This is a genomic window from Arthrobacter sp. 2MCAF15 (assembly GCF_052115605.1).
In the GTDB taxonomy this organism is placed as follows: Bacteria; Actinomycetota; Actinomycetes; order Actinomycetales; family Micrococcaceae; genus Arthrobacter.
The window spans coordinates 42048-64337 of the sequence record NZ_JBFRGZ010000021.1; the positions used below are offsets into that span (position 1 = coordinate 42048).

16 protein-coding genes and 2 tRNA genes are annotated in these 22290 nt (G+C 67.6%); 7 read left to right on the forward strand and 11 right to left on the reverse strand.

Going from position 1 to position 22290, the window contains the following annotated elements; translation table 11 throughout:
- Nucleotides 1-56: 56 nt before the first annotated feature.
- Entirely contained in the window at nucleotides 57-1604 is a 1548-nt protein-coding gene (locus AB4089_RS19670; protein ID WP_441410955.1) for a dihydrolipoyl dehydrogenase family protein, read from the reverse strand.
- A gap of 150 nt (nucleotides 1605-1754) precedes the next feature.
- On the opposite strand from AB4089_RS19670, the gene AB4089_RS19675 reads away from it, so the two are divergent.
- Nucleotides 1755-2549, forward strand: coding sequence for a FadR/GntR family transcriptional regulator (locus AB4089_RS19675; protein ID WP_441410956.1), 795 nt, complete (start codon nucleotides 1755-1757; stop codon nucleotides 2547-2549).
- Between the two features lie 113 nt (nucleotides 2550-2662).
- Here AB4089_RS19675 and AB4089_RS19680 read toward each other — a convergent pair.
- A tRNA-Arg gene (locus AB4089_RS19680) sits at nucleotides 2663-2736 on the reverse strand.
- A gap of 276 nt (nucleotides 2737-3012) precedes the next feature.
- Here AB4089_RS19680 and AB4089_RS19685 point away from each other — a divergent pair.
- Together AB4089_RS19685 and AB4089_RS19690 are read left to right on the forward strand one after the other, a co-directional pair.
- Nucleotides 3013-4848: a phosphoenolpyruvate carboxykinase (GTP) gene (locus AB4089_RS19685; RefSeq protein WP_441410957.1), complete on the forward strand. Its 1836-nt coding sequence runs from the start codon at nucleotides 3013-3015 to the stop codon at nucleotides 4846-4848.
- A 209-nt stretch (nucleotides 4849-5057) separates the two neighbouring features.
- A complete protein-coding gene (locus AB4089_RS19690; RefSeq protein ID WP_441410958.1) occupies nucleotides 5058-6458 on the forward strand; it encodes an FAD-binding oxidoreductase in 1401 nt (466 codons plus the stop codon).
- Between the two features lie 116 nt (nucleotides 6459-6574).
- On the opposite strand, the gene AB4089_RS19695 is transcribed toward AB4089_RS19690, so the two are convergent.
- The 3 genes from AB4089_RS19695 to AB4089_RS19705 all read right to left on the reverse strand — a co-directional run bounded on the left by AB4089_RS19695 (nucleotide 6575) and on the right by AB4089_RS19705 (nucleotide 10457).
- Nucleotides 6575-7735, reverse strand: a complete 1161-nt coding sequence (locus AB4089_RS19695) for a globin domain-containing protein (RefSeq protein ID WP_441410959.1) — start codon at nucleotides 7733-7735, stop codon at nucleotides 6575-6577.
- A 425-nt stretch (nucleotides 7736-8160) separates the two neighbouring features.
- On the reverse strand, nucleotides 8161-8847 hold the full coding sequence (locus tag AB4089_RS19700) for a response regulator (protein ID WP_441410970.1): 687 nt from the start codon (nucleotides 8845-8847) through the stop codon (nucleotides 8161-8163).
- Entirely contained in the window at nucleotides 8844-10457 is a 1614-nt protein-coding gene (locus tag AB4089_RS19705; RefSeq protein WP_441410960.1) for an ATP-binding protein, read from the reverse strand. The genes AB4089_RS19700 and AB4089_RS19705 overlap by 4 nt, the downstream gene beginning before the upstream one ends.
- A 258-nt stretch (nucleotides 10458-10715) precedes the next feature.
- On the opposite strand from AB4089_RS19705, the gene AB4089_RS19710 reads away from it, so the two are divergent.
- The 3 genes from AB4089_RS19710 to AB4089_RS19720 are packed head-to-tail and all read left to right on the forward strand — an operon-like array spanning nucleotide 10716 to nucleotide 13614.
- Nucleotides 10716-11564, forward strand: a complete 849-nt coding sequence (locus tag AB4089_RS19710) for an ABC transporter ATP-binding protein (protein ID WP_441410961.1) — start codon at nucleotides 10716-10718, stop codon at nucleotides 11562-11564.
- Nucleotides 11561-12439 (forward strand): ABC transporter permease, encoded by an 879-nt coding sequence (locus tag AB4089_RS19715; protein ID WP_441410962.1) that lies wholly within the window; start codon nucleotides 11561-11563, stop codon nucleotides 12437-12439. The genes AB4089_RS19710 and AB4089_RS19715 overlap by 4 nt, the downstream gene beginning before the upstream one ends.
- Nucleotides 12440-12498: 59 nt before the next feature.
- Nucleotides 12499-13614, forward strand: a complete 1116-nt coding sequence (locus AB4089_RS19720) for an ABC transporter substrate-binding protein (protein ID WP_441410963.1) — start codon at nucleotides 12499-12501, stop codon at nucleotides 13612-13614.
- 230 nt (nucleotides 13615-13844) lie between these two features.
- Here the strand turns inward: AB4089_RS19720 and AB4089_RS19725 are convergent, their stop codons facing one another.
- The 3 genes from AB4089_RS19725 to AB4089_RS19735 are packed head-to-tail and all read right to left on the reverse strand — an operon-like array spanning nucleotide 13845 to nucleotide 16226.
- Complete coding sequence (locus AB4089_RS19725; protein ID WP_441410964.1) at nucleotides 13845-14294, reverse strand: RrF2 family transcriptional regulator; 450 nt, start codon at nucleotides 14292-14294, stop codon at nucleotides 13845-13847.
- Nucleotides 14295-14313: 19 nt separating this feature from the next.
- Nucleotides 14314-14805, reverse strand: coding sequence for a hypothetical protein (locus tag AB4089_RS19730; protein WP_441410965.1), 492 nt, complete (start codon nucleotides 14803-14805; stop codon nucleotides 14314-14316).
- Between the two features lie 2 nt (nucleotides 14806-14807).
- Nucleotides 14808-16226, reverse strand: coding sequence for a phosphomannomutase/phosphoglucomutase (locus AB4089_RS19735; RefSeq protein WP_441410966.1), 1419 nt, complete (start codon nucleotides 16224-16226; stop codon nucleotides 14808-14810).
- Between the two features lie 140 nt (nucleotides 16227-16366).
- Between AB4089_RS19735 and AB4089_RS19740 the strand changes: the two genes are divergently transcribed.
- Nucleotides 16367-18568, forward strand: a complete 2202-nt coding sequence (locus AB4089_RS19740; protein WP_441410967.1) for a RecQ family ATP-dependent DNA helicase — start codon at nucleotides 16367-16369, stop codon at nucleotides 18566-18568.
- Here the strand turns inward: AB4089_RS19740 and AB4089_RS19745 are convergent.
- The 3 genes from AB4089_RS19745 to AB4089_RS19755 form a co-directional block, all read right to left on the reverse strand.
- On the reverse strand, nucleotides 18513-20000 hold the full coding sequence (locus AB4089_RS19745; protein WP_441410968.1) for an MFS transporter: 1488 nt from the start codon (nucleotides 19998-20000) through the stop codon (nucleotides 18513-18515). The two genes, AB4089_RS19740 and AB4089_RS19745, sit on opposite strands and share 56 nt — an antisense overlap.
- 22 nt (nucleotides 20001-20022) lie before the next feature.
- On the reverse strand, nucleotides 20023-21705 hold the full coding sequence (locus AB4089_RS19750) for a phytoene desaturase family protein (protein ID WP_441410969.1): 1683 nt from the start codon (nucleotides 21703-21705) through the stop codon (nucleotides 20023-20025).
- 246 nt (nucleotides 21706-21951) lie between these two features.
- Nucleotides 21952-22039, reverse strand: a tRNA-Ser gene (locus AB4089_RS19755).
- Nucleotides 22040-22290: the final 251 nt, after the last annotated feature.

Below are 22290 nucleotides of genomic sequence, written 5' to 3' on the forward strand. Positions count from 1 at the left end.
GAAGCGGTGCGGGGCTGAGGTCTGGGGCTGCGGCGCCGGGTGCGTCGCGGGCCGGCTCAGAGGCCGTACTCCTCCAGCAGGCGGAGCCAGACCTCGCTGATGGTGGGATAGGAGGGCACGGCGTGCCACAGCCGGTCCAACGGCACTTCCCCCACCACGGCAATGGTGGCGGCGTGCAGGAGTTCTGCGACATCCGGGCCGGCGAACGTGGCGCCCAGCAGCACCTTGCGGTCCTCATCGATGACCAGCTGGGCCCACCCCTCATAGTGTTCGGCGTGCAGGGAGGAGCCTGCCACCTGGATCGGAAGCTCCACGGTGGAGGCCCGGAGGCCGTCCTTCTCCGCCTGGGCCAAGGTCCGGCCGACGTTCGCCAGCTCCGGGTCGGTGAACACCACATTCGGCACCGCGTGCTCGTAGGCGGTCTGGGCGAAGGCGGTCCAGGGGGCCGGTTCACCGGTGAGTTCGCCCTTGGCCCGGGCAGCAATGGCGTCGCCGGTGGCCCGGGCGCCGTATTTGCCCTGGTGGGTCAGCAGGGCACGTCCGGCGGCGTCGCCGGCCGCGTAGAGCCACGGGCTGCCGGATACCGCGTTGTCAGTTGCGCGGTGGACTAGTCCGGTGGAATCGGTGGTGAGCCTCAGGGGCTTGCCCTCCGGCGCGGAGAGTCCGACGCTGTCCAGACCGAGCCCCTCGAGGGCAGGGTGCCGTCCGGTGGAGACGAGCAGCTTGTCCGCCGTGACGGTATGTCCTTGGGCCAGGCCCTGGGCCGGGCTGGCGGCGGAGCCCGCGTCCGTGTTGCCCTTGCGGTCACCCTTGCCGTCACCCTGGGGGCCGCCGTCGAGCACAACGGTGAGCGAGCCGTCGTCGTTCTCGTGCACGCTCCGCGTGCCGGTATGCAGGCGAATGTCGACGCCGTCGGCGCGCAGCCCGGCCGCCACCAGTTCGGCAGCCGGCTCGGGGAAAGCGCCTAAGAGGCTGCCGCGGGCCACGAGGGTCACGGAGGCGCCGAGGCGGGCGTAGGCCTGGGCGAGTTCGACGCCGGCAACGCCGCCGCCCAGGACCGCAAGCCGCGCTGGAACCGTTTGGGCGGAGGTCGCCTCCCTGGTGGTCCAGTATTCGACGTCCTGAAGCCCCTCGACCGGCGGCTGGTTGGGAGTGGACCCCGTGGCGAGCACCACGGCGTGCCGGGCCGTCAGTGCGTAGCTGTTGCCGTCCAGCCCCGCCACCTCGACCTGCCGCGGAGCGGTGATCCAGCCGTGGCCGCGGATCAGTTCGATCCCGGTGTCCTCCGCCCATTTGACCTGGCCGTCGTCCTGCCAGTTCGAGGTGAAGTAGTCCCGGCGCTTCAGGACCGCTGCCGGATCCAGGGTGCGGGTGACAGCTTCCCGGGCGCCGGGGACGGTCTGCGCCCCGTGCAGCGCAGTGCCCGGCCGCAGTAGTGCCTTCGACGGCATGCAGGCCCAGTATGAGCACTCGCCGCCCACCAGTTCGGCCTCGATGAGCACCGCTGTCAGGCCGCCGCGGACCACGCGGTCGGCCACGTTTTCGCCCACCGCGCCTGCGCCGATCACAATGACATCGAAATCCCGCTCAAGCTGTGCCGTCATGGCAACAGCCTACGCCGGGGCCATGACCGGATCCGGGCTGGCGTTCCGGGCGCTGCCGGCGCCGGGTCCCGGCGTAATGTGCCGGGCAGCGCTCTTTGCAGGACCGGGCGCGGTCGCTACTGTTGGGACCATATTGGGGGAGGAGGCGGCATGGCCGCACGCAACATGACAACAGGCACCACTGCGGGCACCACTGCAGGCACTACTGCGGGCACCACTGCACGGGGCAGCAGCGTTCCGCTGGCGAGATTCAGTGCCCAGACGCGGCTTCGCGCGCTTCAGTCCGACATCCTGGAGTTGATCCTGGAGCGCGATCTTGTGCCCGGGGATCCGTTGCCCACGGAGAACGAACTCACGTCGGCCCTCGGCGTCGGCCGCAACACGCTGCGGGAGTGCCTGAAGGCGCTCCAGGCGCTGGGGGTGATTGAAATCCGCCACGGCTTCGGCATGTTCGTGGCGCCCAGCAATTTCGAAGCCCTGACGGACGGGCTTACCTTCCGGGCGCGGCTGTCGCTGCGCCATCACGGTCAGGAGGCCCTGCAGCTCGTGGAGGTCCGGCAGGCGCTCGAATCCGGCCTGGTCGGCGCCGCGATGGACCGGATCAGCGCGGAACAGCTGGCCGCCGTCGAGGAATCCGTAGACCGGATGGAGGCGCTGGCCGCTGCCGGGGAGCCTTTCATTGAGGCCGACGCCGAGTTCCACCGCAGGCTTTTCGAGCCGCTGAACAACGATCTCCTGATTAGCCTGATGGACGTCTTCTGGAAGGTCTACCGCCGGATCCACCTCGAACTCGGCGGTCCGTACGCCGTCGACCTCGTCGCAACGGCCGCGCAGCATCGGGGGATCTATGAGGCCGTCGCCTCCGCGGACAAGACCCTGGCTGCCGAGCGGCTCAGCACCCATTTCGACGGTATCCGCACCATCATTGCCCAGACCTCGGCCTGATCACTGCTGCCCGGGCTGAAGTTGGCCCGGGCAGCCATTGACTCTCACGCCTGCAGGAGGCGGCTAAAACAAAAGATCCGCCCCGGCGAACCGGGGCGGATCTTTATCTTCTGTGCGCCCAAAGGGATTCGAACCCCTGACCTTCTGTTCCGTAGACAGACGCTCTATCCAGCTGAGCTATGGGCGCATTCTCGGCTCTTGGAGAACTTCTCGCTCCCCGAACCTCGAATTACTTTACGCGAGGCCGCGCCCAGTTACAAATCGAGAGGGGTGTAATTTAGCCGACTAGACCGGTCTACGTGACCTTAGTCACAAAAATGGCCCGTTCGGGCTGGTCAGTTCGTTGAATTTCCGGGGTTTTTGAATTGCGCCGCCCAGGTCATCCCATGTCCGGGCAGGAAACCGGCCCCTCGGCTCGACCTAGCATTTAGGCACACCACTGAACCCGAGGAAGGGAACCGTAATGGGAGATCTGGCGCGACTGCCGTTGCTTGAAAAAGCACCCACCACACATGCCGGTCTGCTGGCATGGGTAGAAGAGGTGGCTGAACTTACCCAGCCGGACCGGATCTACTGGGTTGACGGGTCGGACGAGGAAAACACCCGGCTCACGGACGAGCTCGTTGCCGCAGGCACCCTGACCCGGCTGAACGAGGACCTGTTCCCCAAGTCCTTCGCGGCGTTCTCCGATCCGGCCGACGTAGCCCGCGTCGAGGAGCAGACGTTCATCTGCTCCGAGAAGGAGCACGACGCCGGCTTCACCAATAACTGGATGGCCCCGGCGCAGATGAAGGAAAAGCTGCGCGGCCTGTTCGCCGGCTCCATGCGCGGCCGCACCATGTACGTGATCCCCTTCGTCATGGGCCACTTGGACGCCGAGGACCCCAAATTCGGCGTCGAGATCACCGACAGCGCCTACGTTGTGGCCTCCATGCGCATCATGGCCACTATCGGCACCAAGGTCCTCGACAAGATCACCGCGACCAACGCGTTCTTCGTCCCGGCACTGCACTCCCTGGGCGCCCCGCTGGCCCCCGGCCAGGCTGATGTGCCTTGGCCCTGCAATCCGGATAAGTGGATTGTCCACTTCCCGGAGGAGCGCTCCATCTGGTCCTTCGGCTCCGGCTACGGCGGCAACGCCCTGCTCGGCAAGAAGTGCTACGCGCTGCGCATCGCCTCGGTAATGGCACGCGACGAAGGCTGGCTTGCCGAGCACATGCTCATCCTCAAGCTGACCTCGCCGGAGAAGAAGAACTACTACGTCTCCGCCGCGTTCCCGTCGGCCTGCGGCAAGACCAACCTCGCCCTGCTGGATCCGACCATCGAGGGCTGGAAGGTCGAAACCCTCGGCGACGACATCACGTGGATGCGGTTCGGCAAGGAAGGCGAGCTCCGCGCCGTCAACCCTGAGGCCGGCCTGTTCGGCGTGGCACCGGGAACCGGCTGGGGCACCAACCCCAACGCAATGCGCGCCATTGCCAAGGGCCACAGCATCTTCACCAACGTCGCCCTCACGGACGACGGCGGCGTGTGGTGGGAGGGCATGACCGAGGAAGTGCCCGCGCACCTGACCGACTGGCAGGGTAACTCCTGGACCCCCGAGTCGGACAAGCCCGCTGCCCACCCGAACTCCCGTTTCTGCACGCCGATCGACCAGATCGACATGCTGGCCGAAGAGTACTACAACCCGGACGGCGTGGAACTTTCCGCGATCCTGTTCGGTGGCCGCCGCAAGACCACCATCCCGCTGGTCACCGAGGCGCGCAGCTGGTCCAACGGCATCTTCATGGGCTCCACCCTGTCCTCCGAGACCACGGCCGCGGCTGCCGGTGCTGTCGGCGTTGTCCGGCGGGATCCGATGGCGATGCTGCCCTTCATCGGCTACGACGCAGGCGATTACCTGAACCACTGGGTCAACCTGTCCGCCAAGGCCAACCCGGAGCGCTTGCCCAAGATCTTCCTGGTCAACTGGTTCCGCCGCAATTCCGAGGGCGGCTTCGCGTGGCCAGGATTCGGGGACAACTCCCGTGTCCTAAAGTGGGCCATCGAACGCCTCGAGGGCAAGGCCGACGCCGTGGAGACCCCCATCGGGTTCGTCCCCACCGCTGACGGGATCGACCTCACCGGCCTGGACATGACGCCCGCCCAGGTTGAAGAGGCCGTCCGCGTTGATCCGGCGGAGTGGGCCACCGAGCTGGCCTCCATCGAGGATTGGTTCGCCAACTTCGGCGGCTCGCTGCCCGACGCATTGCAGGCCGAGCTCGACGGCCTGAAGGCCCGCATGGCGGCCGAGCAGTAGCAATACCCCAGCAGTAGCAGCCGGCGCTGGCAGCCGGCACTGCGACAACGACGGCGGTCCCGCACCTTTCAAGGGTGCGGGACCGCCGTTTTCGTTGTGCCGGTTACGTATGTCCCGGCTCCGCCGGGACTTAGGTCCCTAGGCCGCCTTCCGGCGCGCCCCTAGGCTTGGCCGCATTCCACCAGTCAGCGAGACTTCAGGAGTTCCCCTTGCTTGTCAAAGACGACATCCATGCCTTGTCCAACGCTGTCAGCGGCCCGGTCGCGCTGCCCGACAGCCAAGAATTCGCGGCCGAGACGTTCGCCTTCAACGTCGCGACCGTCCACCGGCCCGACGTCGTTGTTGGCGCCGCAGACGCGCGGGACGTGGCAGCCGCGGTGAAATGGGCGGCGGAGCACCGGCTTCCGGTGTCCGTCCAGTCCACCGGGCACGGCGCCGATTCGGCGATCGATGGCGGCCTGCTCATCAACACACGACGCCTGCAGGAACTGACCATCGATCCGGTAGAACGGACCGCCCGGGTCGGCGCCGGGGTGAAGTGGCGGAGCGTCCTGGAGGCGAGCGTCCCCCACGGGCTGATCGGACTGCACGGCTCCAGCACCGACGTCGGCGTCGTGGGGTACACGGTCGGCGGCGGGCTGCCCGTGCTCGGACGCGCCCATGGATTCGCGGCGGATCATGTTCGGAGCATGGACGTGGTTACCGCCGATGGCGCGCTGCGCCGGATCGACGCCGAGTCCGAAGCTGAGCTGTTCGCGCTGATGTGCGGGGGCAAGGGCAACTTCGGGATTGTTACGGCACTTGAGTTCAACCTCTTTCCGCTCGGGGATTTCTACGGCGGAGGGATCATCTATCCCGGGGTGGACGCGGCGCCGGTTCTGACCGCATTCCGCGACTGGCTGCCCACGCTGCCTGACGACGCCTCGCCGTCGATCTCCCTGCTGCGGCTTCCGGACATGGACTTCGTTCCGCCGCCCCTCCGCGGCCAGTTTGTCGTCCACCTGCGCTTTGCCTTCCTCGGAAACCGTGAGGCCGGCGACGCGCTGCTTGCCCCGATGCGCGCGGTTTCGACCCCGTTGATGGACATGGCCGGACCCATGAGCTACCTCGATGTCGACCAGATCCACATGGACCCGGCGGATCCGCTCCCGTTCACCGACGGCGGCGCGTTGCTCACGGGTTTTGACGAGGAGGCTTCCGCGGAACTGCTCAGGCTGGCGGGAGACGGCACCGACTGCCCGCTGCTCCTGATCGAGATTCGGCCGCTGGGCGGGGCGCTGTCCCGCGCTGCATTGTCCCGGCCAGGGGCGCCGCCGAACGCCGTGTCCGGACGCGACGCGGCGTTCCTGCTGTTCCTTGTCGGGCTCCAGGTGCCGGAAGCCGCGGAGGCCGTGTCCGCATCCATCCACGACATCCTCGCCGCGATGGCTCCCTATTCCACCGGCTACACGTTGGTGAACTTCCACGGCGCGCCCGGCGATGAGGCTGACCGGGCGCGGGCATGGTCGCCGGCGCTGTACGAGCGGATGGTGGCCGCGAAGTCCACCTACGACCCGGGCAATCTGCTGCGCTTCGGCCACACGATCACCGGGGTGACGCCCGCGTCCTGATGGGGCAGGGAGGTTCCGTCCGGGAAACCGCAGCCGGATCACGACGGCAGCCCAGCTTAACGACGACGGCGGCCCGGCACCTTTGTTGCGAAAGGTGCCGGGCCGCCGTCGGGGACTTAGCTGGCGAGCCAGATGTCCGGGCCGAAGACCTCGTAGTGGATTTTCGTGGCCGGGATGCCGGCGTTGATGGCCTCATTGCGGATGCTCTTCATGAACGGCAGCGGACCGCACAGGTACAGGGACGCGTTGGCCGGCAGGTCCACCTCGCGAAGGGACATGAAGCCCGCGTTCGAACCGGCCTGCGGTTCTTCGAGCCAGAGCTGCAGATCGGCGCCGTCGAGGCGTTCGACGTCGTCGGTCATCTGGGAGCGCAGCGCCCAGCTGTCCAGCGTGCTTTCCGCGTGCAGCACCAGGACCTGGCGGTCCGAGCCGGACTCGGCGAGGGAACGCAGGATGGACGCCGTGGGCGTGCAGCCGATCCCTGCCGAAGCCAGGACCACGGGACCGTCGCCCTCCTTGAGCGTGATTTCGCCGTAGGGGTTGGAGATCTCGATGACGTCGCCCACCTCCACAGTGTTGTGGAGCACGGGGGAGACCTCGCCGCCGTCGTCGAGCTTGGTGGTGAAGCTGCGGCTGGTGCCGGCGTCGCCGGAGAGGGAGTACTGCCGGACCTGGCGCAGGCCGTCCGCAAGGGTCACCTTGACGCTGACGTACTGGCCGGGAAGGGCCGCGGTGACGGGGGTGTCATCGGCCGGTTCGAGGGTGAAGGTCATGGAACCGGTGCCGGCCGGGGTCTTGGCGGCTACCCTCCAGGGCGTCCACATCTTGCCGTTCGCCTGGGCGGCGTAGAGGCCCTTCTCGAGCTTGATCAGGGCGTCCGCCATGAGCCAGTAGACCTCGGTCCACGCTTCGGCGATTTCCGGCGTGATGACCTCGGTCAGGTCCTCGGCGATGGCGGCGAAGAGGTGCTCGTAGACCACCTGGTACTGCGGTTCGGTGATGCCCAGGGAAGCGTGACGGTGAGCGATCCGGGACAGCACGGTCTCCGGCAGGGTGCCCGGGTTGTTCACGAGGTGGCTGGCGAAAGCGGCGATGCTTCCGGCCAGTGCCTGCTGCTGGGCGCCGGAGCGCTGGTTGGCGCGGCTGAAGAGCCCGTCCAGCAGTTCGGGGTGGGCGCCGAAGAGGCGGGCGTAGAACTTCGGGGTGATCGCTCCGATCCGGGAACCGACCAGCGGCAGGGTGGCCTCGATGACCGGGAAGGACTTGTCCGAGAGCATGCTGACTCCTGAGGTAGTGGCCCGGGGTCTTCAACCGGACCGCGATGAAAATACTAATATTTGAAATATAAGTATTTACACCTAAGTTCTACACGTTGTAGAAAAGTGTGGCAAATCTGCTGCTTTTCGGGCGTGTCGGTCAATCCGAAGAGCCCGCAGGGTCGGCCCCATCCATGCAGCCTCTGGGTCGCGCCGGCGGAGTCATCGCTTCGCAGCCCAGAGGCTGATGCCTTACCCGGCTATTCGTACCGGAGGGCGTCGATGGGGTTTTGCCGGGCCGCACGCCATGCAGAGTGGAGGGCACAGGCGGGCCTGGCGGGTAGAACCCGACCACAACACGGCTGTGAGGTCTTTGACGGCTTACTGGGCTGCCTGGCCGATTCGTTCGTGAACGTCTTTGCCAGCGCCGATATATATGAGACGCGCTAGCTGGAGGGCGCGGGGATATACGTGTTGACTGGCCGGCCAGTGGTGCCATATTCGAGGTGGAGGGTCACGCGGTCCTTGCGTTCGAGCTCGCTCAGGTAACGCTGTGCCGTCGGCCGGGATATGCCAATGAGGTCTGAGACGTCCTGCGCGCCCAGGGGCCGGCCGGCCGCGGCCACGGCATCGAGCACCTTTTGCATAGTCGGCGGGAGGCGCCGTGCGGAGCTCGAACCCGCAGTGGGCGCCACAGAAGCCCGCCGTGAGGCAAACAGCGCGTCAATGTCCGTCTGTCCTGTGATCCGCCGTGACAACGCGTCCGCGCGCCACTTCTGATAGGCCTGCAACTGCTCGGCGAGCTGCTCGAATCCGAACGGCTTCACCAGGTAGTACACCGCTCCGCCGCGCATCGCCGCACGCACGGTCCCTACATCCCGCGCCGCGGTGATGATGATGACGTCTATGTCCTCGCCTGCCTCGCGCAGCGACTGCAGGAGCGAGATTCCGTCCTCGTCCGGCAGGTAGATGTCCAAGAGCAGGAGGTCGGGGCGCTCCCTCGCGATCGCGGCGCGCGCCTCGGCGACGGTGTGTGCCTCACCGACGCACTCATACCCCGGAACATGCGCCACCTGTGCGGCGTGCAGCCGCGCCACGCGGAAGTCGTCGTCGACAACCAGCACCCGGATCATCCTTCTGCCCCAACTTTCGGAATCCACACTTCGAAGCGTCCGCCCGGTCCGGCGAACACATCCATCGTGCCACCTGCGCGGCGCACGATCCTCGCAACGAGCGCCAGGCCAATGCCGCGCCGCAGGGCCGGGCCACCGGCCTGGCCCGCCCGTTCCGCTTTCGTCGTATAGCCATCGCGTACGACGTCGTCCACAGCGTCCGCGGGCACGCCCGGTCCTGTGTCGGTCACCGACACAAAAACGCCCGAGGAATCATCCAGGGTAAGCGTCACTTCGTGGTGTCCCGGGAGGCTGGAGACGGCGTCGATTGCGTTGTCCAACAGGTTCCCCACGATGGTCAGGAGATCCTGCGTTCCGAGCCCTGGTTCGCGAAGGAGTGATTCGTCGGACACAGCCACGCGCACATCCTGCTCGGCCGCCACCGTGATCTTGGCATAGATGAGCGCCGCGAGCTCGGGCGGCTCGATCCGTGCGCGCAGTCCCTCGCCGAGGGAGCGCGATGTGTCCGCGATGCCCGCGATGAAGGTGCGCGCCTGCGCGATATCGCCCAGATGGAGGAGGGCGCCCACCGTGTGCATGCGGTTGGCGTACTCGTGCTCCTGCGCGCGCAGGGCAGCCATGAGCCCCTCCAGCGCTCGCAGGTCCCGCACCAGCGCTTCCACTTCGGTGCGGTCGCGAAGGGTCACGACAGCGCCCACGCTCCGGCCGCCAACGCTTACCGGCATGCGGTTGGCCACGAGAAGGGAGTCGTCAGTGATGATCGTCTGGTCAGCGCCGGTCGCCTCACCCGTGAGGACGTCGCGGAGCCGTCCCTCCGGGATAAGCTCCTCCAGCGGGCGGTCGAGCAAAGTGTTTTCGAGGCCCAGAAGGCGCCGGGCCTCGACGTTAATCACGGTGACCCGGCCGGCGTCGTCAATGCCCACCATGCCCTCGCGGATGCCGTGCAGGAGGGCCTCCCGTTCCTGGAGGAGCGAGGCGATCTCCGCAGGCTCAAGACCGAACGTAGCGCGCTTGATGGCCCGTGCCAGCAGGAACGAACCCGCGCCGCCGATAAGGAGAACGAGCACCGAGGAGCCGCCGACGATCCCAGCGTCCCGCTCGAGCTCCATGCTGACGGTCGTCTCGAGGATGCCCACCGAGACCTGTCCGACGACGTTTCCCGAGGCGTCCAGGATCGGTGCCTTGGCGTTCGCCGAGTCGCCGAGGCTGCCGTGGTCGGTACCCACGTGGGTCTGGCCGTCGAGGACCTCGACAGGCTCCTCGAGGCGCTTCCCGATCAGCGACGGCGTGGGGTGCGAGAAACGAATCCCGTACCGGTCGGTAACCACCACGTAGTCCGTCTGGGCGCGGGTRCGCACCTGTTCAGCCACCGCCTGGATCTCGTGGCCAGCATCGCCGGTGGCCACACCCGTGGCCACCTCCGGCATCTGTGCCACCGATTCCGCGACGCCCAGGGCACGCAGCCGGAACTGCTCGTCGAGTACCTGGCCGGTGATGCGGTTGGTGACCAGGCCGCCCAGGGCCACGGTGACCGCTATCAGCACCAGCGTCCACACGAGAATCTGCGATGCGAGCGGCCGGGCGCCCCACCATGCCCGCGCGCTGCTCACTGCTGGCCCCGGGCGGCGTTCAGGGCAGTTCGCACGGCATTTCGAGCAAAAGGTTCAAAAGATGAATGAAGGCTAACAACCCTCACAAGGCACGCAAGCGTGGCTGTACCACGGCAGTCCTTTCTAGGGTGAGTGCACTGATCATGACTCATGTCACACGGAACGAAGAGTTGCGAGGCATGGCTAAAGGATCCACCGGACAATGGCGTCGCCGCAAATGAAGCGGCTGGCGTCGATTCAACAGAGAGGCTTTACGCCATGGGTGTAAACCATCGAATTCGCCCACCTGGGGATGCTGGCGACGATGCCGGCATTGAGATCACCGGGCTGACCAAGCGCTACCTCACGCCGAAGGGTGAAACGTTTACCGCGATCCGAGATGTTGCGCTTTCCGTGGAACCCGGGCAGTTCTGCTCGATCGTCGGCCCCACGGGCTGCGGCAAGTCGACTACTTTGGCCCAGGTTTCCGGGCTGGAGCGTCCCAGCGAGGGCTCTGTGCGCGTCGGCGGAAAAACCGTCGAGGGTGTCACGGACGGCGTCAGCTACATGTTCCAGGCGGATGCGCTCTTTCCCTGGAAGAGCGTGCTCAGCAACGTGATGATGGGGCCGATCCTGCTGGGAACCCCGAAGCGCGAGGCCACCTTGCTCGCCAGGGACTGGCTGCGCCGTGTGGGGCTGGCCGGTTTCGAGGACCGCTACCCGCATCAGCTCTCGGGCGGCATGCGCAAGCGCGTGGCCATGGCCGCAGCGCTCATCAATAACCCGAGGATCCTGCTCATGGACGAGCCGTTCGGTGCCCTCGACGTGCAGACCAAGGCCATCATGCAGAACGAGCTGCTGAAGCTCTGGGAGGAGCTCCGGCCCTCGGTCCTGTTCATCACCCACGACCTCGACGAGGCCGTGGCGCTCTCGGACCGCGTGGTCATCATGACCAGCAGCCCCGGCACGGTCAAGGACGTCTTCGACATCGATCTGCCCCGGCCGCGCGGCAATGTCCAGGAAATCCGCCACGAGGAACGCTTCCTTGAGCTTCAGGGCCAGATCTGGGAATCGCTCAAGGACGAGGTCACCCGTGCCTACGCCCGATCGGCAGGTGCAGCAGCATGACCACTCTTGTGCAAGGGGAAAAGGTGAACTCGCAGGAGCAGCAGCAGGCAGCGGCCGTGCAGTCCGGAAAAGCGTCGCACCGGCGCCACACGACTGCCATCTGGGTGGGCCGCGCCGCCCTCGCCGTGGCGGTGGTGGGCGGGTGGCAGTGGTTTACCGAGGAAGGCTGGGTGGACAAGTTCTTCTTCGGCCAGCCCAGCGAGATCTGGAACAGCCTGGTGATGCTCTTCACCGAGGGAACAGCGTTCGGGACAATCTGGGAGAACCTCGGGGTCACCATGGAAGAAGCCGTCCTCGGTTTCCTGCTCGGCACGTTCGTCGGCGTGGTGCTCGGGATCCTGCTGGGCTCGAACAAGTACCTCTCGGCCGTCGTCGGCCCGTACATCAGGATCGTCAACTCGATTCCCCGCATCGTCCTCGGCTCGATCTTCATCGTGGCCTTCGGCCTCGGAGTGTTCCCCAAGGTCCTGCTCGCCGCGGTGCTGGTGTTCTTCGTAGTCTTCTTCAACGCCTTCCAGGGCGTGCGTGAGGTGGACCAGAACCTGGTCGCGAATGTCCGCGTACTCGGGGCATCCCCGGTCCAAGTCGCGATTCACGTGACCATCCCCTCAGCGATGACGTGGATCATCGCAAGCCTTCACACGGCCTTCGGGTTCGCGATTATCGGCGCCCTGGTCGCGGAGGTGCTCGGTGCCCAGCAGGGCATCGGCCTGATCATCAGCCAGGCCCAGGGCACCTTCGATCCCAACACGGTATTCGCGTGCATGGTGATCATTGCCGTGATCACGCTCGCGGCCGAATACCTGATCAGCCTGCTGGAACACTCACTCCTCAAGTGGCGGCCGCCAAACCGTTCCGAAGCCCAGGCCATCTGACAAATTTTCTACCCGTCCACAACGCAATATCCATGAAGAGAATAAGGAAAAGTGCCCCAATGATGAAGCACAAGATCTACGCCACCGCTGCCCTGGGCATGGTTGCGCTCAGCCTCGCCGCCTGCGGCGGCAGCACCACGGCCAGTTCCACCGCCTCAAGCGGTTCCGGCGGCACGGCGTCTGCGGACACCTCGACAATGCCCACGGTCAAGCTCATGGTCGGCGGCATCGACAAGCAGATCTACCTCCCGTACCAGCTCGCGGAAAGCCTCGGCAACTACAAGAAGTACGGGGTGAATGTCGAGCTCTCCACGGAGCAGCACGGCGGCGTCGGCGCGGAGGAAGCCATGGCGTCCGGACAGGTGGACATGGCAGGGGCGTGGTACATCCACACCGTCGACTTCCAGTCCAAGGGCAAGAATGTCATCGACCTTGTGCAGCTCTCCAGCGCCCCGGGTGAGCGCATCATGTGCAGCCCCAAAGCCAACGTTCACTCCGCGGCGGACCTCAGGGGCAAGACCGTCGGCGTGACCGACCTGGGCTCCGGAACGGACGAGCTCACCCAGTTCATCGCCGCCAAGGCCGGAGTCACGAAGAACGACTATCACACCATCGCCGTGGGCGCTGGTTCCACTGCCATAGCCGCGATCCAGCGCGGGTCCGCGGACTGCGTCATGACAACTCAGCCCACCGTCGGCGCGCTCGAGAGCAAGAACCTGGCCGTCTCCGCGATCGACCTCGCAACCTCGGACGGTACCAAGGCCGCGCTCGGCGGCTCCTGGCCGGCGGCCAGCGTCCTTGCCCAGTCCGACTGGGTCAAGTCGCACGAGGATGAGGCCCAAAAAGTTGTGAACGCCCTCGTTGACACCATGCACTGGATCAGCACCCACTCGGCAGCGGATATCGCGGACAAGCTGCCCTCATCCTTCGTCCAGAACAGCACCATCTCCAAGGACCAGTACGTCAAGGCGCTGGACACCGACAAGGGCCAGTTCCTGCCTGACGGCCTCATGCCCGCCGGCGGCCCCAAGACGATCTTCGCGATGGAGCAGCAGAACGGCGTAGACACGTCCAAGGTCACCTTCGACGGCACGYTCACCAGCAAGTACGCGGAGGCCGCGCTCAAGCTCGAGGGCTACGCGCCGACGACGACGCCGGCCGGCTCAGACGGATAACGCCTGCTGACGTTTTTCCGGTACGGAACAACGGTAATGAACGACGACGGGTCCCCACCTATAAGCGCGAATGTGGGGACCCGTCGTCGTGCTTAACGCCCGTCCCCGGCGGGTCTCCGACCCTACGGTTCCACCGGACCCCCTCAACTCCTTTGCGGCCAATCGCGCCACTTCCAGGTGAGCGGGCCCTGAGGTGCCCGGGCGCCGGCGTCGGAGCTGGGAAGGCGGGGCTAGAGCCCCGGGCGCATCCCGATCATTTCAAAGACGGGCGCCATCTGGCGCGCCGTCGGCAGTGAGGCGATCTCGATCCCGTCGAGTTCGCGATAAAACGCCTCGCGGGCCCGGGCAAGCGCGGCCCTGAGGCGGCATTCGGTGATGAGCGGGCAGGCCCGGCCGGAGGCGATGCAGTCGGCGGGATCCTGGCGGGAATCGAGCTGCCTGAGCAGCTGGCCCACCGTGRCGGTCCGGCCGGCGCTACTGAGCCGGGAGCCGCCGTTGCGGCCGCGTTCGACGTCGATCATGCCCAGGATGCGCAGTTTCGCCATCGCCTTGCTGACATGGTTGTACGGCGTGCCCACGGCGTCGGCGATGCTTTGGGTGGTCACGAGCGCGCCGTCCGGCGCGGCCGCGAGCACCAGCAGGGCCCGGAGGCTCACATCGGCGAACGCATTGATCTTCATATCCCTGCCTCAGGCCGGTCTAGTCCACCCAGACGGCGGGCTCGTTGGTGTCGGCGGCCAGCTGGCCGAATTCGAGTTCGTGCGTCGCGGCGTTCGCGGCGTACGGCAGGACCGCGGCGAACAGGGAGCCGTCCTGGTGTTCGGCCGCCACGTGAATGGCGTCCGAGTCCTCCTCGAGGAGCGTGATGTCACAGACCACGGCGGCGGCCCGGAACTCATCCTTGTGCTGCCGGAGCAGCTCGTGGAGGTCCCGGATCATGGCGTCCGCGTCAAAGTCGGCGTCGGATCCGTCGTTCGCGTCCGCCGGTGTCACGGCAACCAGCCGGACTTCGCCGTCGTTCTGCACCACCAGGGCGAACGGCAGGAAGCCTCCGTTGCGCTCCAGCTGCTCCTGCGCGGCGCCGACCCCGGTGCCGAGCAGGTTCTCCAGGTCCGTGGCGCTGGCTTCCGGCACGGAATCGCGCCAGGAACCGGTGTTGTCGTTGGAGGATTCCTCGGGATGTGCGGCCACGCCTAGCCCCGGACCAGTGCCAGGACGCGGTCGCGGACGCGCTCCATGGTGGCGGTATCCGTGGCTTCGACGTTGAGGCGCAGGAACGGTTCGGTGTTGGACGGGCGCAGGTTAAACCAGTAGCTGCCGTCGGTGGCGATGAAGGTGCTGCCGTCCAGGTAGTCCACCTCGACGTCGTCGTTGTGGAAGTCCTTGCGGACCCGTTCGACGGCGGCGGCCTTGTCCTCGATTTCGGAGTTGATCTCCCCGGATGACCGATACGGTTCGTATTCGCGGCCGAGTTCGGAGAGCGGGCCGTCCTGCTCGCCCAGCGCGGCAAGGACGTGCATTGCTGCCAGCATGCCGGTGTCCGCATTCCAGAAGTCGCGGAAGTAGAAGTGGGCCGAATGCTCCCCACCGAAAATGGCGCCTTCCGCGGCCATGACGGCCTTGATGAAGGAGTGCCCCACGCGGGTGCGGACGGGCCGGCCGCCGTGGCGTTCCACAAGTTCCGGAACCGCTCGGGAAGTCAGCAGGTTGTGGATGACGGTGGGCGTGGCCTCACCGAGGCCCTGGGCGCGGGCGATTTCGCGGCGGGCCACCATGCCGGTGATGGCCGACGGCGAGACGGGATCGCCCTTTTCGTCGATCACGAAGCAGCGGTCGGCGTCGCCGTCGAACGCCAGGCCGATGTCCGCGCCGTGTTCGACGACGGCGGCCTGCAGATCGCGCAGGTTTTCCGGCTCCAGCGGGTTGGCCGGGTGGTTCGGGAAGGATCCGTCGAGCTCGAAGTACAGCGGCACGATCTCCAGCGGCAGCTTGGGCAGCAGGGCATCGCCAAGCACGGCCGGGGTGGTGAGGCCGGCCATGCCGTTGCCGGCATCCACCACGACCTTCAGCGGCCGTGAGCCGCGCAGGTCCACCAGGGTGCGCAGGTACTCCGAGTAGCCCTTGAGGACGTCGTGCACGCCGATCAGGCCGGTGGTGCCGGCCGCGGGGATGGTGCCGGTGTTGAGGTATTCCTCGGCGCGGGCCTGGATTTCCTTGAGGCCGGTTTCGGAGGAGATCGGCACGGCGCCGGCCTTGGCCATCTTGATGCCGTTGTATTCGGCCGGGTTGTGGCTGGCGGTGAACGTGGCGCCGGCGGCGTTCAGCGCGCCGCACGCGTAGTACAGCTCGTCGGTGGAGATCAGGTCCAGCAGCTGGACGTTGGCTCCGCGGGTGGCAGCGCCGTTGGCGAAGGCTTTGGCGAACTCGGGGGAGGAGGGGCGCATGTCCCCGCCCACCAGCACGGTCTGCCCCTCGAGTTCCAGGACGTCGACGAAGGCAGCGCCGACGGCCTCGACGATCTCGGCGGTGATGGATTGCCCCACGATTCCGCGCACGTCGTAGGCCTTGAACGAGGCCGAGAGGTCAAAAGTCTTTGTCTGGTCCGTAGTCACGCGTCTTATCTTACGTTGCGGCTCCACGGCCCTGTGGAGGAGTGGTGAGGACGCCGGTCCGAGAAGGTTGCCCGCCGGGTTATCCACTTGGCCGGCGCCCGGGCTTCGTAGCTGTCGGAGGGGGCTGGGATACTGAAGCAATGGCCAATAACCAGAACGCTGCACTCCTTTCCGCCTCCGACACTGCCCTTGCCGCCGATTCCGCCGGCGTATCCGGGACCCGGGAACAGGCCCAGGGCGTGCTGCGGGAACTGGTGGGCCACCCCGAGGCGGAGTTCCATGACGGCCAGTTCGAAGCCATCGAGGCACTGGTCGACGGCGGCAGGCGGGCCCTGGTGGTGCAGCGCACCGGCTGGGGGAAGTCGGCCGTGTACTTCGTCGCCTCCTTGCTGCTGCGACGCCGAGGCGCCGGCCCCACCCTGATCGTGTCCCCGCTCCTGGCGCTCATGCGCGACCAGGTGGCGGCCGCGGCCCGGGCGGGCGTGCGGGCGGTCGCCATCAACTCCGCGAACCAGCTGGAGTGGGACACTGTCCGCGAACAGCTCGCCGCCGATGAAGTGGACGTGCTGCTGGTCTCCCCGGAACGCCTCACCAACCCGTCCTTCCGGGAAAACCAGCTCCCCGAGCTCGTGCGCCGGACAGGGCTGCTGGTGATTGACGAGGCCCACTGCATCTCGGACTGGGGCCACGACTTCCGCCCCGACTACCGGCGCATCGCGGACCTCATCACGCAGCTGCCGGACACCGTCCCGGTGCTTGCCACCACCGCCACGGCCAACTCCCGGGTGGTCCATGACATCGAGGAGCAGCTCGGCAAGGACGTGCTGACCATCCGCGGCGCACTGGGCCGGGACTCGCTCCGGCTCGGTGTCCTGACGCTGCCCGATTCCCGCGAACGGCTGGGCTGGCTGTTGACCCACCTGCAGGACCTGCAAGGCAGCGGCATCATCTACACACTCACGGTCTCCGCGGCCGAGGACACCGCCCGGCTCCTGGCAGAGGCGGGGCACGAGGTGCTCGCCTACACCGGCCGCACCGACCCCGCGGACCGGGAACGCGCCGAGCAGCTCCTGAAGGACAACCAGGTCAAGGCGCTCGTGGCCACATCGGCCCTCGGCATGGGCTTCGACAAGCCGGACCTCGGCTTTGTGGTGCACCTGGGTGCGCCGTCCTCGCCGGTGGCGTACTACCAGCAGGTGGGCCGTGCAGGGCGTGGCGCGGCAAACGCCGACGTCCTGCTGCTGCCCGGGTCCGAGGACCGCGACATCTGGCAGTACTTTGCCACCGCGTCCATGCCGTCCGAGGAAAAGGCCGCCGGCGTCCTGACTGCCCTTGCCGAGGCCGGAACGGCGGTGTCCACCGTGGCGCTCGAGGCCCGGGTGGACCTGCGCCGCACGCCCTTGGAACTGCTGTTGAAGGTCCTGGCCGTGGACGGCGCCGTCGAACGCGTCGGCGGCGGCTGGCGCTCCACTGGACAGCCGTGGAACTACGACGCCGAGCGGTACAGCCGGATCGCCGAGGCCCGGGTGGACGAACAGGACTCGATGGTCATCTATCAGGACACCGCGGGCTGCCGGATGGAATACATCACCTCGGTGCTGGACGACGAAACAGCCCACGCCTGCGGCCGCTGCGACAACTGCGCGGGCCGTTGGTTCCGGGCCGATATCGCCGAGGCCGCCACGGAAACCGCCGGGCAGACCCTCCGCCGGGCCGGCGTGGTCCTGGAACCGCGGCTGCAGTGGCCCAGCGGCATGGACCGCCTGGGCGTGCCCGTGAAGGGAAAGATCAAGCCGGACGAGGCCCTCGCGGACGGCCGGGTGCTGGCTCGCCTGACGGACCTCGGCTGGGGCGGCGCCCTCCGCGAGGCCTTCGCCGCCGGCGCACCGGACCGGGCCGTGGACCCCGGGATGCTGCAGGCCTGCGTCCAGGTGCTCCGGGAATGGGGCACCGGAGACGCCCGGACGCCGGGATGGAGCGGGGCCGGCCGGCCAGCAGCGATCATCAGCCTGCCCTCGCGCGGTAAGCCGCTTCTGGTGGACTCCCTGGCCCGCGGGATCTCCGAGATCGGCCGCATCCCGTACCTGGGACAGCTGCAACTCAACTACGGCGGACCCACCGGCGGGCGCGGCGGGAACAGCGCCTACCGGCTCGCCGGAGTCTGGGACCGGCTTGTGGTGGGACCCGAGCTCGAGGACGCGCTCGCGGGAATCCGTGGCCAGAGCGTCATGCTGGTGGATGACCTGGTGGACAGCCGCTGGACCCTGACCGTCTCCGGGCGGGCCCTCAGGCTCGCCGGCGCCGGCGCCGTTCTGCCGCTGGTGCTCGGCCAGGCCGGCTGACCTCCGCGCCTGCGTGGCGGGGGAGGGTCAGGCTGTCCAGGGTGCTCAGGAGCATCAGGACCGCAATCGCGACGAAAGCGGCCCGGTACGGCGCCGCCGGGTCACCCGCGGCGAGACCGGCGGCAACGCCGGTGGTTCCTGTGGCGTGGCTGCCGGCCTCGAAGACGCGCAGCAGGAGGGCACCGACCGCGATCCCTGCCGCGGCGGCGAGCTGCACGAGCGTGGCCGAGACGGCGTTGGCGGACGGCAACTGGGCCGGGACGACGTCGGCGTACTGGACCGATGCGTAGGCCGAGAACCCGATCGAGCGGAACGCCCCGCTGGCCACCAGCACGGCGACAATCAGTGGCTCCGGCGTGCCGGCGTCGAGCAGCGCGCACAGCGCAAATGTGGCCGCAGACGCCAGCGACGCGAACACCAGAACGGGCTTGAACCCGAAACGCCGTATCAGGGGCGTCGTGGCGGGCTTGATCCCGATGTTCCCCACGAAGACGGCGGACACTATCGCTCCGGCGCGCAGCGGGTCCCAGCCGAAACCGGCCTGGAACATCAGCGGCAGCAGGAACGGCACGGCGCTGATGGTCAGCCGGTACACAAAGCCTCCCGTCGCCGTCGCCCGGAACGTCCGTGCGCCGAAGACAGACAGATTGAACAGCGGCGTGCTGGTCCGCCGCATCCAGGCCACGGCCGCGGCCAGGAACAGCAGGCCCGCCACGATCCCGGCTGCCGCGAGTAGTCCCGCGTCCCGTCCGCCCGTCAGTTCCAGACCTACCAGCACGGAGCCCACCCCAAGCGTGGTCAGGGCCAGGCCCAGCCAGTCGAGGCGCCTGGTGCGGTCGCCGCCCACTGTGGGGACCAGGCGCAACGCGGCCAGGAATGCCGCCAGGCCCAGGGGGAGGTTGACCAGGAAGATCCAATGCCAGGACAGGTAGGTGGTGAGCGCACCACCCACGAGCGGAGCCAGGACGGGTGCCAGCAGCCCGGGCCACACCAGGAAAGCGGTGGCCCGCAGCAGGTCCTTCTTCGGGGTTCCGCGGAGCACCACCAGCGTGCCCACCGGGACCATCATCGCGCCGCCGGCGCCCTGCAAGACACGGCTCAGGGTCAGCATGGTCAGGTCCTGGCTGAGCGCGCACAGCAGTGATGCGGCCGTGAAGATGGCAATGGCGAGGCAGAAGACCCGCCGCGCGCCGAGCCGCTCCGCGAGCCAGCTGCTGAGCGGGATGCCCATCGCCACGGTCATCAGGTAGGCCGTCATGGTGATGTTCACGTCGGCGGCCGGCACCGAGAAATCGGCGGCGATGCTGGGGATGGCCGTGGTCAGGACGGTGCCGTCGAGGAATTCCATGAAGAACGTCGCGGCCACCAGCAGGGCCAACCGCGGGCTCCAGCTGTCCGCGGCTGTGACGGTGCTGCCGGAAGTGTCCTTCACGCGGGCGTCCTCAACGTCAGGTTCACGCACGGCGGAGAGGCGGTTCAGATTCCAGCACTGCCATGGCGGCGTTGTGCCCGCCGATGGCACTGACGGCTCCGCCGCGCCGGGCGCCGGAGCCGCAGAGCAGGATCTGCGGGTCATCCGTCGCCACGCCCCAGCGCTGGGCCGGGGTGTCCAGCGGTTCGCCGTCCTCCACGAACGGCCAGTCGAGGCCGCCGTGGAAGATGTTGCCGCGGGGCATGCCGACGGCGCGTTCAATGTCCAGGGTGGTTTTGGTTTCGATGCAGGGCCGCCCGTCCGGACCGGTCAGGAGCAGATCCTCGATGGGCTCGGCCAGGACAGAGTTCAGGGATGCCAGGACGGCTGCCTGCAGTTCGGAGCGCCGGTCCTCGTTGTTCTCCGCCGTGACCAGCCGGTCCGGGACGTGCAGGCCAAATACGGTCAGCGTCTGCGCGCCGGCGGCCTGCAGTTCCGGGGACAGGATGCTGGGGTCGGTCAGCGAATGGCAGTAGATTTCGCACGGCAGCGGCGAGGGCACGGAGCCGGCCGCGGCGGTGCGGTAGGCGGCGTCGAGTTGGGACCATGTCTCGTTGATGTGGAACGTCCCGCCGAAGGCGGCCTCCGGGCTGACGGATCCGTCCAGCAGCGCCGGGAGCCGCTTGAGCAGGAGGTTGACTTTGACCTGGGCGCCCTCGCGGCGATGGTTCGGATTTCCCGCGGCGCTGGCTGCCCCGGCCTCGCCGGCTGCCGCGGGGGAACCGGCGCTGCCGGGCTGTACTCCGGGCTGCGGGCTGCGCAGCCTGTCAAGGACGGCCGGCGCCACATTGGACAGGACCCACGGGGCGATTGCCGTGTGGTCCTGTCCCTCATGGCGGTAGCCCACCACGCCGCCCGGCATGACGGCCGTGACGTCCGCCGAGGTCAGGATGGTCGCGCCGGCCTCGAGCGCGACCCGCTCAAGCTCGCCGGACACCGCTCCCATGCCGCCAACGGGGACGTCCCAGTCGCCTGTCCCGCCGCCGATCAGGTGGTACAGGAAGCAGATGTTCTGCTGCAGGTCCTCGTCGTCAGCCCGGGAGAAGGTGCCGATCAGCGCATCGGTCAGGACCACGCCGCGGACCAGGTCGCTGCCCAGTTCCCTGCTGATGGCCTGCCCGATGGGGCGTTCGATCATGGCCTCCCACGCCTCGGCAGCGCCGGCCCGGGCTGCCAGGGACCGCGCTTCGGAGCGCGGCAGCAGCGGCGAGGTCATGGTCGGCCACAGGGCTTCGGTGAGCTTCCGGCAGGCGGCGTAGAACGCGGTGAAGGCACGGAACTCGCCGTCGGGAGCGCCGACGGCGGCGAACGAGGCGGCGGTGGCAGCCTCGTCCCCGTTGTCCACCAGCAGGGCCCGGCTGCCGTCCGCGGGATCCGGTGTGTAGGAGGAGTAGCGCCGCCGCGCCAGCGTGATGCGCAGGCCCAGGTCCTCGATGATCTGGCGGGGCAGGAGGCTTACGAGGTAGGAGTAGCGCGAGAGGCGCGCGTCGACGCCGTCGAACGCGTGCGCGGACACCGCGGCCCCGCCGGGGTGCTCCAGCTTTTCCAGGACCAGGACGCTGCGCCCTGCCTTGGCCAGGTACGCGGCCGCGGCCAGGCCGTTGTGGCCGCCGCCGACAATGATGGCGTCAAATTCCTTGTTGCCCGACATGGGGTTGCTCGACATGGGCCTATCCTGCCACCCGGGTCCGCCGCCGGGCGCGCGGCGTCCGGCCACCGGACGGGGCGGCCTTGCTGCCGACGGTGCCGTCGCGGCGTTGCTCGAGCCTCTCGGGTGCAGATCAGAGCCGATGCGCGACGCCGACCCGCCCAGATCTGCCCGGGAGAAGGCTCGGCGTGTGCGAGGCAGGCTCCGGGGCAGCAATGTGCCCGGGAACGCAAAAGGCCCCGGTCCGAGGACCGGGGCCAAACGCGGAGACGGGGGGATTTGAACCCCCGGTGGAGTTGTGCCCCACACTTCATTAGCAGTGAAGCCCATTCGGCCGCTCTGGCACGTCTCCAATTGCTAATAACTAGCCAACCAAGGATACGCAGAAGGTGCCACGCAGTGCAAAACGGCCCACCCCGAGCAACGCGGGGTCACCTACAGCCCATCCGGAGGATCCAAAGTCAATTGGTCGTTGCAACATCGGGGTTTAGGCCGCGGTGGCGATTAGTTGGCGCATGCGTTGCTTTGGGGTTTCGAGGTCCAGGGTGGGCCGGGGCCGGTTGTTGAGTTTGTCGGCGATGGTGTTGAGGTCCTCGGCGGTGA

Coding starts and splice junctions, on each gene's coding strand:
- AB4089_RS19670 (WP_441410955.1), bottom strand. CDS start 1,604: ATGACGGCACAGCTTGAGCGGGATTTCGATGTCATTGTGATCGGCGCA.
- AB4089_RS19675 (WP_441410956.1), top strand. CDS start 1,755: ATGGCCGCACGCAACATGACAACAGGCACCACTGCGGGCACCACTGCA.
- AB4089_RS19685 (WP_441410957.1), top strand. CDS start 3,013: ATGGGAGATCTGGCGCGACTGCCGTTGCTTGAAAAAGCACCCACCACA.
- AB4089_RS19695 (WP_441410959.1), bottom strand. CDS start 7,735: ATGCTCTCGGACAAGTCCTTCCCGGTCATCGAGGCCACCCTGCCGCTG.
- AB4089_RS19700 (WP_441410970.1), bottom strand. CDS start 8,847: ATGATCCGGGTGCTGGTTGTCGACGACGACTTCCGCGTGGCGCGGCTG.
- AB4089_RS19710 (WP_441410961.1), top strand. CDS start 10,716: ATGGGTGTAAACCATCGAATTCGCCCACCTGGGGATGCTGGCGACGAT.
- AB4089_RS19715 (WP_441410962.1), top strand. CDS start 11,561: ATGACCACTCTTGTGCAAGGGGAAAAGGTGAACTCGCAGGAGCAGCAG.
- AB4089_RS19740 (WP_441410967.1), top strand. CDS start 16,367: ATGGCCAATAACCAGAACGCTGCACTCCTTTCCGCCTCCGACACTGCC.
- AB4089_RS19750 (WP_441410969.1), bottom strand. CDS start 21,705: ATGTCGAGCAACCCCATGTCGGGCAACAAGGAATTTGACGCCATCATT.